Annotated in this window: 16 protein-coding genes and 1 pseudogene; 1 reads left to right on the top strand and 16 read right to left on the bottom strand. The window is 49.9% G+C overall.

All coding sequences use genetic code 11. The features are described from left to right. From NT002_01650 to murJ, 12 genes and pseudogenes are all read right to left on the bottom strand, one after another. A partial coding sequence (locus NT002_01650) for a type II secretion system F family protein (GenBank protein MCX6827977.1) occupies positions 1–656 on the bottom strand: 656 nt, incomplete at its 3' end. A 26-nt stretch (positions 657–682) separates the two neighbouring features. Then, positions 683–1759, bottom strand: coding sequence for a type IV pilus twitching motility protein PilT (locus tag NT002_01645; protein MCX6827976.1), 1077 nt, complete (start codon positions 1757–1759; stop codon positions 683–685). A 163-nt stretch (positions 1760–1922) separates the two neighbouring features. Continuing rightward, entirely contained in the window at positions 1923–3617 is a 1695-nt protein-coding gene (gene pilB, locus NT002_01640) for a type IV-A pilus assembly ATPase PilB (protein MCX6827975.1), read from the bottom strand. Between the two features lie 73 nt (positions 3618–3690). Then, positions 3691–4179 carry a roadblock/LC7 domain-containing protein gene (locus NT002_01635; GenBank protein MCX6827974.1) on the bottom strand — a complete coding sequence of 163 codons (489 nt, stop codon included), beginning with the start codon at positions 4177–4179 and terminating at the stop codon, positions 3691–3693. Positions 4180–4817: 638 nt separating this feature from the next. Continuing rightward, positions 4818–5393, bottom strand: a pseudogene (locus tag NT002_01630) (GTPase domain-containing protein). A gap of 31 nt (positions 5394–5424) precedes the next feature. After that, a complete protein-coding gene (locus NT002_01625) occupies positions 5425–5772 on the bottom strand; it encodes a roadblock/LC7 domain-containing protein (protein ID MCX6827973.1) in 348 nt (115 codons plus the stop codon). Next, positions 5756–6718: a hypothetical protein gene (locus tag NT002_01620; GenBank protein MCX6827972.1), complete on the bottom strand. Its 963-nt coding sequence runs from the start codon at positions 6716–6718 to the stop codon at positions 5756–5758. Before NT002_01620 ends, NT002_01625 begins: the two co-directional genes overlap by 17 nt. 17 nt (positions 6719–6735) lie before the next feature. Further along, positions 6736–7593 (bottom strand): hypothetical protein, encoded by an 858-nt coding sequence (locus NT002_01615; protein ID MCX6827971.1) that lies wholly within the window; start codon positions 7591–7593, stop codon positions 6736–6738. 115 nt (positions 7594–7708) lie between these two features. After that, positions 7709–8086: a hypothetical protein gene (locus tag NT002_01610; GenBank protein ID MCX6827970.1), complete on the bottom strand. Its 378-nt coding sequence runs from the start codon at positions 8084–8086 to the stop codon at positions 7709–7711. After that, positions 8083–9294, bottom strand: coding sequence for a DUF4388 domain-containing protein (locus NT002_01605; GenBank protein ID MCX6827969.1), 1212 nt, complete (start codon positions 9292–9294; stop codon positions 8083–8085). Before NT002_01605 ends, NT002_01610 begins: the two co-directional genes overlap by 4 nt. 124 nt (positions 9295–9418) lie before the next feature. Then, the gene (locus tag NT002_01600; GenBank protein MCX6827968.1) at positions 9419–11704 is read right to left on the bottom strand and encodes a ComEC/Rec2 family competence protein; all 2286 of its coding nucleotides are present in this window, start codon (positions 11702–11704) and stop codon (positions 9419–9421) included. A gap of 24 nt (positions 11705–11728) precedes the next feature. Then, positions 11729–13312: a murein biosynthesis integral membrane protein MurJ gene (gene murJ, locus NT002_01595; protein MCX6827967.1), complete on the bottom strand. Its 1584-nt coding sequence runs from the start codon at positions 13310–13312 to the stop codon at positions 11729–11731. Positions 13313–13376: 64 nt separating this feature from the next. On the opposite strand from murJ, the gene rpsT reads away from it, so the two are divergent. Next, on the top strand, positions 13377–13643 hold the full coding sequence (gene rpsT, locus NT002_01590) for a 30S ribosomal protein S20 (GenBank protein MCX6827966.1): 267 nt from the start codon (positions 13377–13379) through the stop codon (positions 13641–13643). Between the two features lie 2 nt (positions 13644–13645). On the opposite strand, the gene NT002_01585 is transcribed toward rpsT, so the two are convergent. The 4 genes from NT002_01585 to NT002_01570 all read right to left on the bottom strand — a co-directional run bounded on the left by NT002_01585 (position 13646) and on the right by NT002_01570 (position 18928). Further along, positions 13646–14839 carry an NAD(P)/FAD-dependent oxidoreductase gene (locus NT002_01585; GenBank protein MCX6827965.1) on the bottom strand — a complete coding sequence of 398 codons (1194 nt, stop codon included), beginning with the start codon at positions 14837–14839 and terminating at the stop codon, positions 13646–13648. Beyond that, entirely contained in the window at positions 14814–14999 is a 186-nt protein-coding gene (locus tag NT002_01580) for a 4Fe-4S binding protein (protein ID MCX6827964.1), read from the bottom strand. The genes NT002_01585 and NT002_01580 overlap by 26 nt, the downstream gene beginning before the upstream one ends. A gap of 53 nt (positions 15000–15052) precedes the next feature. Next, complete coding sequence (locus NT002_01575) at positions 15053–15862, bottom strand: hypothetical protein (GenBank protein ID MCX6827963.1); 810 nt, start codon at positions 15860–15862, stop codon at positions 15053–15055. Between the two features lie 339 nt (positions 15863–16201). After that, entirely contained in the window at positions 16202–18928 is a 2727-nt protein-coding gene (locus NT002_01570) for a M20/M25/M40 family metallo-hydrolase (GenBank protein MCX6827962.1), read from the bottom strand. Positions 18929–19188: the final 260 nt, after the last annotated feature.

Genomic DNA, 19188 nt, shown 5'->3' with positions numbered 1-19188 from the left:
AAGTAATTCTGGAGGAAATTGCTTATGGTCAGAACCACCAGCGTCGGTTTGGGCAACTCCGCACCCAGGCCGCCGAACATCTTGGCGAAAGTCGGAACAATAAAAGTCAGCATGGCGATAGTCACGACAACCGCCACGACGCAGATGACAGTCGGATAAACCATGGCGCCCTTGACCTTGCGAATAAGGGTATCGGCCTTTTCGCGATAGACGGCCAGACGCACCAGAATTGTATCGAGTGCGCCACCCATTTCACCGGCTTCCACCATGTTGGTATACAGATGGTCGAAAACCTTGGGATGGCGGGCGAGTGCTTCTGAAAGAGTGGAACCGCCCTGAACCGACTCTTTGACTTCGTTAATAATCCGGCAGAGTTCTTTACTTTCCATCTGGGTACTTAGAATTTCCAGGCACTGCACCATCGGCAATCCGGCTCCGATCATGGTGGCAAACTGCCGTGTGAAACGCGAAATGTCGATTTTCTTGATGCCGGACCCGAGCTTGATTTTCAGTTCCGCCGGTTTTTTGCGAATGCTCGCGACAAGAATTCGATTCTGGCGCAGGGCCCGCTCCAGTTCCTCGCGGCTTCCGGCCGACAATTCCCCTTGTACGGCCGCACCGGCAAGAGTTTTTCCTTTGTATTCAAATACTGGCATAATCTATTCCCTTTCCCGGCCGAGGGCTAAGCCATCACCGGCGTTTTGCCCCGGGATAACATCTCATTCAATTCCTGCATATTCGAGCTGAAACTCATGGCGTCGCCGATAGTGATTTTCCCGGAATTATAATTCTCGGCCAGAGACTGATTCATGGTTTTCATGCCGTACTTCTGACCGGATTGGATCATACTGTATATCTGATGGACTTTATCATCACGGATAAGCGCCCGAATGGCGGGAGTGCAGACCATTATTTCCAGCGCCAGAACGCGCCCGCCCCCTATCATGGGAACGAGACATTGTGAGACAACCGCCTGGAGCGAGAAGGAGAGCGAAGTGCGCACCTGTTCCTGCTGGTTGCTGGGAAAGGCATCAATAATTCGGTTGATCGATTCCGCCGTGGAGTTGGTATGCAATGTGGCAAAGGCCAGATGGCCGGTTTCCGAGATATTCAGAGCGGCCTCGATGGTTTCCAAATCCCGCATTTCTCCGACCAGAACAACATCGGGGTCCTCACGCAGCGCATATTTCAGAGCCGCGGCAAATGAATTGGTATCGCTGTAAACCTCCCTCTGATTGACAATGGAGGATTGATGCCGATGCAGATATTCAATCGGGTCTTCAACGGTGATGATATGGCATTGCCGCTCCCTATTGATCTTATCAATAACGGCCGCGAGCGAGGTTGACTTTCCGGAACCGGTCGGCCCGGTGACCAGTACCAGACCGCGAGGGAGTTTGGCGAATTCCGCGACGGCTTTGGGCAAACCGAGTTCTTCGAAAGTCTGAACCCGGTAAGGTATCTTGCGCAATGCCACCGCCACATTTCCCCGCTGCATGAAAACATTGCACCGGAAACGGCTCAGATTCTCTATGCCGAAGGATAGGTCAAGTTCCGAGTTGGTCTCAAATTTAAGCCTCTGCTTCTCATTCATGATGGAGTAAGCCAGTTTCTTGGTCATTTCGGGAGCCAGAGTTTCATAAGTCAGTCGGACCAATTTCCCATCAACACGGATCACCGGAGGCGAACCGACAGTCAGGTGTAAGTCGGAAGCATCCATCTTGACCATATCTTCGAGAAGCTGGCGCAATGTTAACATAGAAACTCCTGAATGCTCAGCTGAGGCTTGTTAGATATTTCATCTTACTCTTATATCGGTAATTTTGGATGATTCTTGACAAGCAAATCGCCCTAAAGGCCTATTTAACCCGATGATTGCTAAGGAATTTGATTAAAGTGAAGCCAGAGGAAAAGAGAGGTTGTCAGGAGGTAATGGCAAACACTTCCTCGACCGAAATTATGCCGGTTTTCATCTTTTCCACCGCCGCCATCCGCAGGGTCAGCATCCCCTCCTTTATGGCCTGCTCCCGGATTTCGGTATCCGTGGCCGAAGAGAGAATCATCTGCTCGATAGCCGGCGTGACCGGCATGACTTCGTAAATGCCGGTTCTGCCCGATTGACCGGTATTGCCGCATTCGTTGCACCCTCTGCCCTTAAATGCTTTCAGGTCCTTACTGAGAAATTCCGGCACATTAAGAGCGGCAATCTGTTCGTCGGTAAGGTGATGTTCTTCCCGGCAAGTGGCACAGACCTTGCGCACCATTCTTTGAGCCATGATAAGGCGGGTCGCGGAAGCCACCAGATAGTTGGGCACCCCCATATCGACCAGACGATTAATTGAGGAGGGAGCATCATTAGTATGCAGGGTGGAAAAAACCAGGTGTCCCGTGAGCGCCGCCCTGATGGCGATTTCGGCCGTCTCACCGTCACGAATTTCGCCAACCATGACGATATCAGGGTCCTGTCGCAAAAAAGATCTGAGAGCAGCGGCGAAAGTCAGACCGATATCGGACCGTACCAGGACCTGGTTAATACCGTCAAAATTGAACTCCACCGGGTCTTCCGCAGTCATAATATTCACATCTATGGTATTGATCTGCTTGAGAGCAGAATAAAGGGTGGTCGTTTTACCCGAGCCGGTTGGTCCGGTCACCAGAATGATCCCATACGGCAGATGAATGGCTTGGTCGAATCTCTTGAGTGATTCAAGACTGAATCCAAGCCTGGTCATATCCACCATCAGCGATTTTGGGTCAAGAATACGCATGACCACCTTTTCACCGAAAATGGTGGGAAGAACCGAGACACGGAGGTCGACTGTCCGTTCGCCGATTTTGATCTTGATGCGACCATCCTGGGGAAGTCGTCTTTCGGAAATATCGAGATCCGCCATGACCTTCAACCTCGACACAATAGCCGCCCGGTACTTATAGGGCAGAGGCGCCATTTCCCGGAGATCGCCGTCATGGCGAAACCGTACGCGGATTCGCTTTTCGTAGGTCTCAAAATGAATATCGGATGCCCCCATTCGAATCGCATCGGCGATAATCGAATCAACCAGCTTGACGAGCGGCTTGTCCTGGACCGCGGAACGGAGATCCGCTTCGGAAGGCGTTTCCTCCTCGGAAGAAACTACTTCCAGACCGGAATCATCCTCTAGTCCCTTGACTATCTGAGAAAAAGCACCCTCGTCATGATAGTATGTTTCAATCGCCTTCTGAATCGCCTTTTCAGGAGAAATGACCGGCTGAATGGAGCAGCCAGTGATAAATTTCACCGCATCGAGAACATAGATATTATTGGGATCCGAAATGGCGACAATGAGGTTTTTACCCAGCTTGGAGACGGCAATGACATTGAATTTACGGGCTATATCGAGAGGAATCAGCTTGACTATTTCGGGATTAAGCTCAACGTCCGAGAGACGAAGCGTGCCCATATTGAGTTGTTTGCCGACAAAGGTGGTGATTTCCTCCTCGGTGGCAACCGCTCCGATGGACACCAGAACCTGCTCGAATTTCCCCTTTTTATCCTTGACTATAGTCAGAGCCTGATCCAACTGCTCCTGAGTGATCTTGCCGGCTTTGACAAGTATGGCACCAAGTTCGGCAGACATCTAAATCAACTCACAATCTTTAACAAGACACGGATATCCCCCTTTGTAAGTACCGGAATATCCGGAGAAAGGGTTAGTCCTGAAAGATATCGTCCAATTTGTTCCCGGCCGAAGCCGCGAATTCATCGGATAAACCCGACCCCTCGGTACGGGCTCTTGCCTTCAAGGATGCAAATATTCTGCCCAATTCTACGGCTGTCTCTTTGGCGTAAAGACGAACCATACCGATTGTCGTCCGATCATCGAAAATGACCGCCATGATGGAGCGATCCCCTACCAGAGACATGTGGATATGATCTTTTTTCCCCTGATGAAAAAGAACCGAGAACTCCGATTCCCCCACCAGCCGGGCAATTTCCTTGGTAGAAGCAAAGGAGCCGGCCAAGAGCGCCGCCAGAGCGGTCGTATCCAGAGAATGTGTAAAGCCCTGACGAGTAATCAAATGGCCGTCTTTGTCAACCATTAAGGCGCATTTTGCTTCGGCCCCTTTCAACAACCGAGCCAGGATGGAATCGATTTTCTCGATTTCCTCTTCGTATATGATCAAGCTGTCATCGTTCACAGACGGCACCTCCTTATCTATTTAATCCCGAACAGACGCTTGAAGAAACCGGGTTTCTTCCTGATCAACCGCTGCGACGGCGCCATTGAAGGCGTCGGCAGGTCGGGAGTATTAACCATATCAAATCTCTTATCTTCAGCGGACATTCGACTCTTGAAACCCATCGATTCTTCCTCACGGGCGGCCGGCTGAAAGTCGGATACAGTGATGCGTCTCTCGCGGCGAAGAATGCGGGAGGTTGTCGAACCGGGATACGGCCGCTGTGACTTCTCTTCGGGCGAGACTGGAATCGTTTGCTCAACCGAGGTTACATCATCCGACGGCGACGGTTCCGACAACCCATCATGATGACCGACAGATTGCGCCATCCTCTCCTCATCCAGAGTATTGTACTCTACCGACTCTTCATTCGAGGTTTCCACATCTTCGTCAACCGGCTCGTTCTTGCCGGCTTCATAAACCGGCTGCCTGACCTGCGGCGGTTCTCCAGCCGACGCCGGAGAGGGCTCGATTATCGGCCCGGAAGCAGTCGGGGACGCCGCATAGGCGGCCGCAGCCGGCCCAACCGCTCCTTCCTCCGCGGCCCTTTCCGCAACCGGAGCGCTTTCCCTGGCCGGCGAGGATGTACTCCTGCTGGTTTTGGCTTTTTCCAGAACCAACTTAATGATCATCTTCAAAGTGTCAAAAACCCCTTTACCCGAGACCGCTTCAGCCTCAAAGGATTTCCATCCAAGCGAATTCAATTTGGCATCTAGCTCCGCTACAGAGAGAATTCCCGGCAGGTCGCGCTTGTTATATTGAATCACTATGGGAATCTCTTTCAGGTCATATCCGTATTCTTCAAGGTTTTCTTTGAGATTGGTCAGCGATTCAATATTCTCATCCATCTTCTCGGCCTGGCTGTCGGCGACAAATACCAGCCCGTCGGTTCCCCGAAGCACCAGTTTTCTGGTGGCATTATAGTACACCTGGCCGGGAACCGTGTAGAGCTGAAATTTGGCGGCAAAGCCGTTTATTGCGCCGATATTGATCGGCAGGAAGTCGAAGTAAAGGGTGCGGTCGGCTTCCGTTGCCAGCGAAATCAATTTTCCGCGAGTCGTCGGCGGCACCTTCTTATGAACATAAATCAGGTTGGTCGTCTTCCCTGACAGACCCGGGCCGTAGTAGACTATTTTGCAGGTGACTTCACGCGTTGCATAATTTATCGAGACCATAGCTACCCTTCAGTCAAAGTCTGAATATTCTTCAATTGTCAGTGCCGGTGCCGATCTTGGCAATGGCATTTTTTATTTCCAGCCGGATAAGGCCGATATTGACATCCCTTTCGGCTGTAACGACCAGGATTCCGATTCCGGCATCGGAGAAAAAGAGTTTGCCGGTGGCCGCCTCTATCGTCACCTGCGCCAGCGGCGTCTGCTGCAAACGATCCAGAGATTTCTGGATGTTGCTGGTTATCGATGCGGCCAGCGCACCTACCGCTTCTTCTTCCAGTGAGGTGTCCAGATCAGCCGCGATAACAATGCCGTCGTTCCCAACAATCATCGACCCCGTGATTCCGGTGGTCTTGTTAAGTTCTTCAAGTATTTGATACATATTTCTCCTCCGGGCTAGCCGGCAATAAATGGCCGTAGCGTTCGGATGCATATTTTCTGATTATCTCCGCGGCCTGTGTAATTCGGATGCCCAGAAGGTCATCCTCATCCCGATTAGACAGAACCAGCAGGTTGAAATTGTATGTTTGCATTATGGTAAGTTTACGCGCGCCGAAGGCAAGGTCCACCCGGTCAGGGTTTTTCCCCTCTTTGGTGCGTTTCAGAATATTCTTATTAGAGTGTCGAAATAAAAGACTCAGCGGAGCCCATTCTTCCGGATCGGCATCGCCTCGTCTGAATGAGGCCATCGCCAGTCCTTCTCTATCCACCACCGTCGCCAGAAGCACGGCATGATGCTCGCCCAGATATTTCACGGCCCGTTCAAAACCGTTCATGTCATGTACCGGACCCATCTCAAAACGCGGCTCCTGGGCCGGGTGAGCATTCAACGCGGGCTTCTGCTCTGTTCGCGGCAAATAGGGGCGCAATTTCTCTTCCTTTTCGGCCGGCGGTTTCTGGTAACTCCGAGGAAACGGCCTGCGAGCATGAGCGTTATCGCCGCTGATGGCATCATAAAACGGCTTCATGGCAAAAGGCGCCACCAAAACGTGCAGGATAATGGCGGGAAGATACCGTGAGATTCCCAGAGTCAGGGCCGCGGTCAGGCCAATACTGTACATCAATGCGATGAGAATTCCAAAAATGGTTCCCAGAACAATCCGATAAAGGAAAGTCAGGCCGGCTCCCTCAAGTAATTTCAGGAGTGTCGTTCTGGGGCGAAGCAGGAAAAGAATCACCCCATAGTAGACTATTTCCAGCGCGGAATAAATGAATGAACCGGTCGTCAGATTCATTCCCAGTTGGGCCGGGAAAATGACCATCGGGACCACTATCAACAGGCTCGATATCAAAAGAATCAAACGACTGTTTTTATTTGCTGTGATCATTATGATATCCCTTGCATCTAAATGGTATCAACAGCCAAACGGCCCAGAAGTGAAGTCAACTTCAGGCGCAAAGTCCCCAGATTTATATGACGATTGGCCTTTATCAAGAGAAGGCTTTCGCCGAGGGGCAGGAAACTGATTATCAGGTCGCCTGCCTCGAGCAGAACATTTTCATATTTCCCGAATCTGGCAATTTCAATCTGCGATTGGATGGTGCTCTCTATATCGCGGACGACCGCGCCATAGAGATCGTGGGGCACATCTTCATCCCAGCGGGCCTCCGCCACCAGCCCGTCACGATTAATCAGAAGAACGCCATCCACTGCAGCAATCACACTCAACATATCCAATAATTGACTCATCGAAATCGTTTCCACCGGTTTCAGCCTGATTGTCTTGTCCGAAACCGAGGCCGGTTCCTGTTTTGCCGCATTCTCAATCCTCGCGGCTGATTCCAGGGGAAGCTTGGCGGCTATATCCATCAACTTCTTGACATTCTGATTTTGCGGGTCGGCGATATTCAATTTATTGAGAAGCCGGGTGGCCCGGGCGAATTCACCCTTATATATGTATATCTCCGCCAGAAGAAGGTCCGCGGCATGGCTGCTCCCCTCCAGTTCAATACCCCGCAAGGCTTCCATTTCGGCCCAGTCATACATTCCTTTATCCAGATTAATTTTGGCCATCACCACATGACCGGCGCCATAATCGGGATGAATCCGTAGGCCATTCTGGCAGGTACGAAAGGCCTTATCTACCTCCCCCTTCTTACGATAGGCTTCCGCAAGAGCGGCAAAAATCTGGGAATTAGGATTCTCCTCGAGAATCTTATTGCATTTGGCTATTCTATCGTCTAATTCAGCGATATTAGCCATAAATATTTCTCCATAATGGCTGCCAAGGCGTTAAGCATCAAAGAATTAATTGGGGCCATTTTTCATTATTATGCAATTATAACCGCTGTCAATACTTATGTCAATATAATTAAATCTAACTCAGCACCTTCCGCGTCTGATATAGACCGGCCAGCCAGGTCCCCGCCATTGCTACGTAAAGCAGAGTGGAAACATAATCCGGCATTGAAACAATTTTCGCCCGGTCAAAAATAATCAGGACCTGAGCCAGGCATAAGAGCACAAACCCCAGAAGAAACATCTGCCAGCTTCGTGACATCAGACCTCCCTTGACGAGGGAAAGAATCTGCACTGCCCATAAGAGACCGATTACGGCACAGGCCAGGAGGGCAAGATTAAAAAGTGAAGCGGCCGAAAAGAATCCGCCTCCTCCGGAGTCGGCGCTGGCCGGCTGAAATGTGACCAGCCCCAGTATGACGGCCATAAATCCTTTTTGTACGAATCTGCTTATCATGAAGCACCTTTCACCAGCTTGACGACTCTGTCTGCTTTCTTTACGGTATTCATTAAATTCTCATCCAATTGATATTTCTTGACTAACTCGCGGCGCAACGCCAGCGGTTCGGAAATTTCTTTCTTTATGCTTCCCACCGCCTGACGATATATGCCCTGGCCGAGAAAATAGAAAACGTATTCCAGTTGATTGCTCAGCATATTTTCCAGGGCCGACATAACCGTATGCATTCTCACCGCCTGCGGTATTTTGGTAATCTCGGTGTAAAACTTGTCGAAAGTTGGATTCAGGTCGACGCCCGGGTCGAAGCCGGGGAAATAGACCAGAAAACCGTTGCGAAAACCGGAGAGATACTTATTGAACATCGGATTCTGATCTCCCACGACATTTTCGATCAGGGTGCGGATTCGGTAGAAGCAATTATTATACATCGCAAAAAGAATGGATAGTACGATATCTTCATCATTCTCCACCTCGACCTCTTCCTTGCGAACCGCCTTCCCTGCCGCCTGTACCAGGCAGGAGACGATCAATTTGTACAGGGAACGACAGGTGACAAACTCACCCATAGGTGAGGCATTTATCAACTCGGGCAGAGTTTTCTGACCATCGATGAGAGTCAAAATTCGGAACTCTTCTACCGTAAGGGAAACCTCATCCTTCTTGGTCTTGGGTGAAGGATTGAGTTTGAGCAAAATGTCATCCGGGGGAAGGACTTTCTGGATTTCCACCCACTCATCGATTCGGCGGGTGCCCTCCATGATAACATTCATGGTGTTCAACTCGATGGCAAAGGGAAGTTTTTTGGGAGCGGTATTCTCCGCAAAAGTGAAATCCCCTTCCTGCCAGGAGAACAGGTTATAAACGATCTCTTCGATTTGCAGACGCAGGCATTCGACTATTTCATCTTTGTCGAAAAGATTCATGTCAACGAGCGTGGTGCCGAGCTGCCGACCTGTCTGTTTATGAAGGGCAATGGCTCTTTCCAGATCGGGTTTGGAAATCTTGCCGCGGCGTAGCAGAAGATTACCCAAAAGATCTTCCGTGGAATTGATGGAAGAGGCATAAATAATATTTCCATCACGGAAAGCTACTTCCTTCTGGCGAGCCGCTGTCGAAACCTGCAAGACGCCGGTTTTCTTACCGGTCGCCAGAAGCTGCAGAATGTCCGGAAAGGAAACGGTTTTCAGATTCCCTGCTAAGCTCATATCCGTTCGCTTCTTTGCCTTCTAAAAATGGTTTTCTGGCAAATTATTCTAATTCTAATACTTCTCTTATCTTATCGGGAAAACAGAAATTATTCTTAACAATCGCCGGGGGTGAATTTTCGAGTCAATCGGCGATCCTCAGTCGCCCGTTTTCATAAAGCATTTCCACCGCTCCAACCTTAGATGTCTCAATAAGATAAAGCGAGTCTCCGAACTTGCTCTCCAATTCTCCATGAAGCAATAAGGCTTCCTTGCTCATTTTATTGAATATGAGGTGCTTTAAACCAGGACATTTCGCGTCAGTTATAAATCTTAAGTCCGCTTCCGAAAACATTGGCTTAACAAGAGTTATCTCATGACCACCTTCGAGAAACTCCGCCGCCCGACTTATTCCGCGCTCCTCGCCCAGCAGTATCAATCTCGAGACCCCCATATCATAAACCAGAATATTATTCTCGATGAGGGAAGAATTATTGAGCGTATCATTGATGAATGAGAGAGAATCGGTAAAGACCAGAACCAAGGTGTCATAGGCAATGCCGCCGGCGCTGCAGATATCCAAAAAAGTATTGCGAGCGGTTGCTGGAAGATAAATCTTCTTCGCCGCTCCCTGGCCGAGAAGCGTCGATATCTCTCTTATCGTCTGATACCCCACCGAAAGCGCCACCAGATCAGCACTTTTCAGCCCGGTATTATACATGAACGGCAGAATTACTTTTTCAGAATAATCATATCCCCGGAATGGCAGTCGGGAAAAGACGATCTGCGGATGTTCGCATTGGTGTGCCATAATGAAGCCGCCGGAGACGGAAAAAATCGTGAACCGCTCGAGTTTCTTCTGCGTGCCGATCCCAGTCAGGAGAAAGACAATTACGACAACGGGCAGATACAGAATTAGGGCCATGCGTCCTCGGCGCGAAGTGAGAGCTGCGGCCAGAAGCAGAATGAATGCATAATAAATTAAGAGGGTCCAGCCGGAAATCGGGAAGTTGCCGGTGGGAATACTCTCAAATGAACCAAACAATTGGAGAGAAGATGATGTAAGAGAGATTATCTGGTTGAGTACTGCACCCGCCAGGAACCCGGCCGGCGGGAGAAGAAATGCCGCGGCAAGAAGAAAGACTCCGCCGATGGTGCAGATTGTCACCAGAGGCACGATCACCATGTTGGCAACAAATGAAATCAACGGCAAGCGGTGAAAGTAAAAGGCCGAGAGCGGCATTGAAACAAGCTGTGCCACAAGACAGACGAGCGGGGGCCAGACAAGATATTTAATCCACCGCCGGTTAATCCATTTGCCCCACAAATCCGACAGCCTCGGCAAAAAAACTATCAATCCCCAGGCTGTGACAAATGAAAGCTGAAAGCCAATATCAAACAGCGCCCCGGGATTGATCAGCAGAATGAGAAGGGCGGCACAGGCAATTATATTATTAAACTCAATACGCCGCTGAAGAAACTGCCCCAGAAGCAGAAGCGCAGCCATTAGGGCGGCCCGAACAACCGAAGGCTGATTATGAGCCAGGTTGGAAAATATGAATATGATTAAGATTAGAAGGAAGGTACGAAGGCTCCTCCGAAGAAGGGTCGTTCTGAATAGAAATGAAAAAAACAACACAACCAGCGCCACATTCGACCCCGAAACAGCGAGCAGGTGCAGAGTGCCGCTGTCACGAAAAAATCTATAGATTTTCGGGGAGATGTTTCTGGTTTCTCCGATGAGAAATCCGGATTCCAGAGCGGCGGCCTCAGGGTCGAGAGTCTTATTGAAAATACTCAGGATGCCGCTCCGCAGTGATTCAATAGTTCTAGACACCAAGCGACTGGCATCCGGTTTGATCCAGATTGAGTCGCGAAGCGACAGGTAGGCGACTCCAAAAGTCCCTCTCAAGTTGAGATAGCGCCTGTAATTGAAACCCGAGGGATTCATGCCGCCTTTTACTGAATGGAGTTCCGCCTCAAAAGATATTTGATCGCCGTACTGGAATCGGGTCGTTTCACCTCTGATATTGGCCAGGATGCGTCCTGAACTGTTCCGGGTAAAATTATCCAGCCGGAGGGAATCGACTTTTATGCAAAGATTGGTACGATTGTCTTTCGTTTCTGGCCAATCATCGACACGGCCAAAGACCTGATATTTCCGGTCGTTATCAACACAGTAGACAACATGCCCGGACGGGAAAGTCTTGACCTGGCTGGTGTGGTTGAAAGCAGCGAAGGCGCCAATACAGAGGAGTGCAAAGAAACCGGCAGGGCAAAAAGCTTTCCGCAAGTAAAACAAGATTGCCGGCAGAAGGCTCCCCAGAAGGATAATCATTAGGAGCCCCGGAGGCAGTGCATATTTGTCGGCCACGGCGATGCTCAGGACAACCACCAGCAGCGCCGCCACGGCAGGAATTTTTCGGACCATTAAGGCCCCCATCCCCCTAAAATCTCATCTTATTCTCCGCAACAAACCTAACAGCCGGCCGACTTCTCTCACTTTCATCAGGTGAAGAATCAGAAGGTAGATGGCCGCCATTCCCGATACCTGCAGGAAGACGACCAGGATTTTGGTCCACAGGCCGGTGACATGAATAATGGCGTCAATTCTGAAGAATCGTATGGCCAGAAGGGCCAGCAACGCCCCGACCGAAATTTTCATAAAATGAACCACCAAATAAGTGTAATTCACACCGCCGACCATTTTTCTCAAGTTGACAATCAGCAGGAGGAAATTGGCCAGGCCGGCCACCGATGTTGCGGCCGCGAGACCGGCGATAGCATTGGGTGAAGATAATCCGCCGAAGAGAAAGATAAAGGCAAAATTGAAAATGATATTGAGGAGGACCGAAACAATGGAATAGTACATCGGCCGTTTGGCATCCCCCAGAGCATAATAAACCGGGGCGGCCACTCTCACACCGGCAAAACCGACCAACCCGATGGAATAATAAAGAAGCGATTGCGCGGTTCGCAACGTCGCCTCGGCATCAAAGGCGCCCCGTTGATAAATCAGGCGCACCAAATCCTCTCCGAAACCGGCCAGATAGACGGCCGAAGGGACGATCAGAAACATCGATAAACCAATCGCTTCGTAGAATGTCTTCAAAAGTTGATCAAAATTATTGCGGGCGACATCCTCGGAAATCTTCGGCAGAGCGACCGTTCCCAGAGCAACCCCGAAAACCCCCAGAGGAAAGTGCATCAGGCGATAGGCATAGCTGAGATAAGACATCGCCCCCTGCACCAGCAGTGAGGCCAGAAGGGTGCTGATTAAGATATTGATTCTTGAGGCCGACAATCCCAGAACCATGGGGGAAAGAAGCCGGCCTATCCGGCGGATTCCCTCATCCTTGAAATTCAGAGAAAACTTGAATTTGAATCCGATCCGCGCCAGCGACGGAAGCTGGAATACTATCTGTCCTATTCCACCGATAATGACGCCGATGGCCATCGTATAGATGGGAACATCAAAATAGCTGTAAAGAAAAATCGGGGCAATAATCATTCCGACATTGAACAGGGCCGAGGAAAGCGCCGGGACACCGAAGCGCCCCATCGAATTGAGAATACCCATCTGAACCGCTGAAACGGAGACCATAATCAGGAACACAAACATCAGGCGCGTCAGATTGACGGTCAGATCGAATTTGCCGGGCTCATTAAGGAATCCTTTAGCGGTAACATAAATAATAGCGGGAGTGAAAATTATCCCCAGGGCTACGATCGCCCCGGTGATCAGAATCAGATCCGACATAGTAAAATTGGCCAGCCGATAAGCCTCTTCCCTGCTCCGCCTGATGATTTTCTCTTTAAAGACCGGGATAAATGCCGAAGAAAGGGCTCCTTCCGCAAATAGGTCGCGCAGCAGGTTGGGAACCCGAAAGGCCGCGACAAAACAATCGGTGGCCATCCCGGCGCCGAAGAAATAAGCCTGAACCTGCTCTCTAACCAGACCAAGAATCCGGGAGATAGCGGTGGCCAGTGATACTCTCCCGGCAGAGGAGGCCATTGATTGCTGGTTGCTAATATCCATTGACAATATCGCTCGGCCATATATATATTAGATTTTTGCAGAAAAAGACAGAAAGGAAAATAATTTGCCGAAACACAAGTCCTCGAAGAAGAGAATGAAGACCTCGGCTGTCGCCAATCTTCAAAACCGTGCCGAGAAATCGAGAATGAAGAAACTGGTTAAAGAATTGCGGGAGTGCAAGACCAAAGAGGAAGCGGAACAGAAACTTACTCATGTGATTAGTATAATTGACAAAGCCTCCCGGAACAAAACTATTCACAAAAATAAAGCTGCCCGAGACAAATCGCGGCTGGTGGCTCAAATCAGGAAAATGGAAGTCCCGACAGCCTAATCTTAACGCAGATGCCAGGCGTGGCGAATCAAGCGAGGCCGGGTTTTTACAATCCCGGCCATCAGTTTCGCGGCGCTTATCCCGGACGCATTGTTTTTCTGAGAATATTCTCTCAGGGCAATAGTAATATCAATAAAATCCCTGTCGTCAAGTTTCCTATAGACTTTGCGGAGTTTGCTGTATAAGGCTAATTCCTCCCCCTTTTCCCGCAAGAACCGTCCCGGATAATACTTCTCCAATTGGGCCGGTGTCCGCACTCGCCCCGACAGATATTCCGCCGCGGCCAGACCGGCATATTTTCCTGACAACATCCCGCTGACAATTCCTGCTCCGGACAAGGAATCTACGGCCCGAGCGGCATCGCCGACCACGAGAAGATTCCCCAGCCGGAACATCTCTTTCCCCTGGTATTTTGGCACCAATCCGCACATCGACTCAACGATAGCAGCCCCGGGAAACCTTTTCTCAATAAATCGTTTAAGGTAAACGGCCGCCTCGCTTCCCTTATGGCTCTCGATCTCCACTCCCACGCCGACATTAGCTGACGTTGCCGATTTGGGAAATACCCAAACATAACTTCCGGGGGCAATCTCGTTGCCGACATGAAATTCAACCGTGTTCGGTTCAATCTCGACATCCTGCACACGGTACTGAAGGAGCGCTTCTGCCTCCCGAATCGAAATGACATTATCCAGTCCGGCCAGACGGGCAATTCTCGACTCAACGCCATCGGCGGCAATAAATATCCGAGCGCTGACTTCGACCGTCCTGGTGTCGGGCCCGATAACCTTGATTGCTCTAAAATCATCTCCGTCACGTAACAGTTCCAACCCGATCGCTTCGCACTCCAGCTGACTGCCTGCCTGCACCGCTCGATCGGCCAGACCGGAGTCAAATGCCTTCCGGTCCAGAACGTATCCGGCGTCCGCATGAAAAAGGGTCATTTCCTCGCCATCGGGCGCCACCAGCCGGATTCGGTTAAAATCGGCCGAAATCCATTCCCTGCGGGGAATGATTATTCTTTCCAACGCCGGGCGCGAAACCGCCTCGGCGCAACAGAGCGGCAGCCCGACCTGTTTATGCTTTTCCAGAAGAAGCACGGCAAAACCGGCGTCCGCGATTTCATAAGCCGCCATTGAACCGGCGGGCCCGGCCCCTATCACTATGGCGTCATATCGGGGTGGAATTATCTTCATCGATTGCTCCTGTAGGACAAAATCTGATGCAAAGGCCACATAGCGTACATTTTTCAGATTCGCACATCAACCCTTCACAAAAAAGAAATAAGGCATCCTCCGGGCAGAGAGCTACACACCCTCCGCATTGAAGGCACGCGAGTTGATCAATGGCCAACATAAGTCGGTAATTTATACGGAGAAAAGGGAGCCTTCAACTACTTTTTAGGAAGTTTAATAGCTGATAAGATAGATTCCGCCCCGGATGAATTCCGGGTGCCCGCTCCGAAGACGGTAGTTAATCAGATCATACAGGAATTGTTCTTTTTCTTTTATAGACGCTTTCTCGGTTAAGACGCTGACCGGATAGTTGATGCCGATGATACGGCAGTTAAGCTCAAAGCTGAGCAGGCCGAATGGGAAAAGGTGATGATTCATAGCGGCATAGACCAGGTCGTTAAAAGAGAGATTCTGGAACCTGACCATACTGAACTCCGTTGATGATTTCACCGTCGCCGAGCGGAACTGGCCAGGCAAAACCTCTATCTTCGGCGCCCCGCGCTTTTGAATCAAGGCAAATATATGAAATAGGGATAAAGGAATCTGCCCTGCGCTCCCTCTTTTCAAATCCAGAATTATCTCCTTTTGCCCCTGTATTTCCACAATCATACGTACAATCTGTTCGCGATTCACGGCGCCTCGTCCTCGATTATTTCGAACTGCCCGGGGAAAGCAGCGTCCGAATTCCGCGATTCCGGAATCTATGGAGTTATCCGCATAGAGGTGCGCTTCAATTTGGGGCGTTTTGAGCGATGCAGTGATTTGCGCCGGTAATAGAGGAATTTGCATCTGCCGGATAGCCTCGAGTACGGAACTATCTTCAAGAAGCATGAATTTACGTCGGCCGACCGGGGCCAGCGACACAGGATTACGGATGAAAGCGGATTTTTCAATCTGCTCTTTATAGAAATTTACCCTCTCTTCATTGGACTCCATCAGAGGGAAAATGTCACTCGGGCGAACTAACTTGAATTTCGGGAGCATCAATAATTACCTCATTAATAAATCCCTCAGAGAATAAAGCAATATTGATGCCAATATTCGGCGGAACAATTTCGGCCTTTTGAGAGGACGAATATGTTGTCTTCGTTGGTGATAGAAGCCGCGCGGGTGGCTTCCAGCCCGAGTGAGAAATGCTGTCGATACCAAAGATATGCAAGCAGGTTCACCCATGGCCGTCTGAAATCTGTTCCCTGGGAATCAATAAATGGATTATCGCAGCAAGAGTTTGCTCAATGGAAAAGAGAACGCCTTTGCAGATTATCTGAGTCGGGCCATATCCGGAGCGCCATAGCACTCCGGACATGAGCATTGCCGTTTTGCCTAAGGCTGAACACAGCCCTGTACCGGCGTCGAGCCGCCAAGATACAGATATTTTATCAGGTAGGAAATATCCTGAATATTTATGATGCAGTTGCCGTTGGCATCCGCATAATTTGGATCACGAGGTGCCGTCCCTCCCTTATAAAGATAATTGATCATGAACACAATATCGGAGATATTGACCAGGCCATCGTCGGTGACATCCCCATAGGGACGCGGTTCGGAAGTCTGCCCGAAATAATCATACACTTTGGCAATTAGGGCCTGGGCATCCGCCTCGCGCAACTGACAGATGGGGAAAGAGAAAACGATTCTCTTGCCCTGGGGCGTCTCATAGATGACGCCAGCCGGCTTGCCCTGATAAATCATATTTCCCGAATTGGAATTATACGTATAAATCACCTGTGCCCCGGGACGCAACTCGAAGACGGAAACGGTCGGAAGAAGGCCGCTAAAGGCATTATCCGTACCGGTGTGGAGGTCCGGCCACCCATTGACGCCGGTCGCCCCTATAAAATCCATGTTGCTGTTTTCATTTACCCTGGTGATACCGAAATTGTCATAGAAGAAATTCCCGGGCCCCAGTACATCATGACCGGTTACCCAGCTGACTGTCTGCATTCCGGCGACAAAGACATTGGTACTAAAGCGCAGGTACCAGGTCAGAGAATCCAGCGAATTGTATAGAAGATGGGAAGTAAAATCATCATCAAACCAGAAGACCGAGCCATATTGTCCTGCCAGTGAACGCCCCATCTTCTGAAGATTGTTGCTTATTTTATGTTTAAAGAAATAATGACTGGTGAAGATACTATCATAGAAATAGGTTTGTTTGGTCTCCGATGGATTTATTCCTCCGGTAGCCGTTTCCTCTACAAAGAGAACGCCACCGTCGAAAGTAGCCGCGATCGCACTGCCAACGGTGGAAAAGGACGATGGATTGAGATCATGGTCGAGAGCTTTTGCCTCATATTGATAGGTGACATGCCCCAACGCGCTCCAATCGACAAAGAAGCTGTCAGTAAGATCGTCGGCCAGAAGTTTCCAGCCCATCAGGGAATCCTGACGATAGAGTTCATAATGGTCCAGGTCAAGCTCCCGATTGGCCTTCCAGGTAAGGACAACACTGCCGCTGTCAGGGTCGGCCACAAAACTTGCTGGAGCCCGGGGTACAACCAGAGGAATTTCCGATTCCTGTGTCAGATAAATCGGTCCATACCCATCCGGATTAGTACCCATCACCGATACGAAGTATCTCTGCCCTTCAGTGAGTCCGGTTAAATCATAAGAGCAGTTTCCGGCGGGAACATCGATGGTATCGGTAAAGATGGCCGAATCGGTGCCATAGAGTACCTTATAAGCATAATTGGGTTGGCAATCGGTGTTCCAAACCACCCGTAAATCATGGCCATTACCGAAATCAAAGAGATTGTCAATCCGGGTCGGCCTGGCTGCATTATCGACATGCCCCAGAGCGGCTGTCGCCATTCTGACCACCTGCGTCATATAGGGGAAATCCAAATGGGTTGTACTATCAATATTATGGTGCCATCCGGGTGTGTTGAAGTCCCCTTCCTGAGCATAGACAGCATCATACCCCTGGTCAACGAACGAGGCGTGGTCGGAATTGAGGGCCGCTCCGCCGTACTGGGGAATCAGATTGGTGACACGAGTGGCAGCGGCCGCCAGAACATCCGCATACACCCGCACCGGTCCACTAAATAGGGTAACATCGGGATAAGCATCGGCCGTATATCCAATCATGTCAAAATTGAGCATACACTCCAAATCGGCTCCCTGGTTGCGGAGGTTGGAGGCCATATAGGCCGAACCAACGAGGCCGACCTCTTCGGCCGAGAATGCCGCAAAAATCACGGTCTTTTTGAGATTGACATTTTGCAGGATTCGGGCCAGTTCCAGAACGGCCGCCGTCCCACTTCCATTATCATCGGCTCCAGGGGCAAAGATCAATGGGTCGGTATCCTGATTCCAGGAATCATAATGGCCGCCGACCACGATTATTTTATTCGGCTCAACGGTTCCAGGTTTGGTGCAAATTACATTGCGAAGGGGATAACCATAATAATAGAAAGTTTCATACCTGACATCAGTGTACCCAAAAGAGAGGAACTTATTGAACAGCCAATCGCCGGCCGCCACGAGCGAGTCGGTAGAGACATATCGCGTACGGAATGCCTGCAGCCGCGCCGTATAGGCATACAGGGAATCCTGAACAATTAGATCGGCCAGCGAATCTGACGGAAGGCCTGATTCATAAGCAGGGGTGACAGTAACCGGAAGAAAGAAGAGGGGTGTTTTCTTGGTGTTCACCGGCACCAAACCATAGCCGGCTGATCGAACCTGATTGATTTCTCCCTCTTCCAGTTTGACCAGATAATCATTGCCAGAGAAATACTGAGCGGCAAAGGGCACTCTGGCTTTTGGGACATTGGGGTGAATGGGACTGGCCAAATAAGTTTTTTCAGGGACATATTCAGTCATGACCAATTCCGCTTGTATCCCGGCCGCCTGAAGGCGTTCGAATTGTCGGGAATTGAGTTCAACCAGGAATTTCCCATTGATAGTCCCATGGGCGTATTCCACCACATCCTTCGCAGTCTGGAGGGCTTCCCTGCTATCAATGCTCAGAAGATACAGATCTTCCGAGTAAGCAGAGGAGATTAACAGACATAGAGTTACAACGGCCATTAGCAATTTTCCGATCATATAATTATCCTTTCTATGTTTCCTCCGGGCGGGAAGGTAGCTCGAACCGGCAAGTAATTGGTCAACACACCGGCTCTTTACATAAAAGATACCATATTGGCCGATTTTGTCAAAAGATTTTATTGAGGAAGCCATTATAAGGGTAATATCTTTATAAGTGTGTAAAAACGACAAGAGGTGTATCCTTAAGATTTACAAGCTGATTCAAAAGGAGACACCTAATGTCGTATAACGAGTTAGATTTTAGCAGGAGAAACATA

The sequence above is a fragment of the Candidatus Zixiibacteriota bacterium genome, from assembly GCA_026397505.1.
GTDB lineage: Bacteria > Zixibacteria > MSB-5A5 > GN15 > PGXB01 > JAPLUR01.
This window is presented reverse-complemented; position numbering and strand designations above follow the sequence as displayed.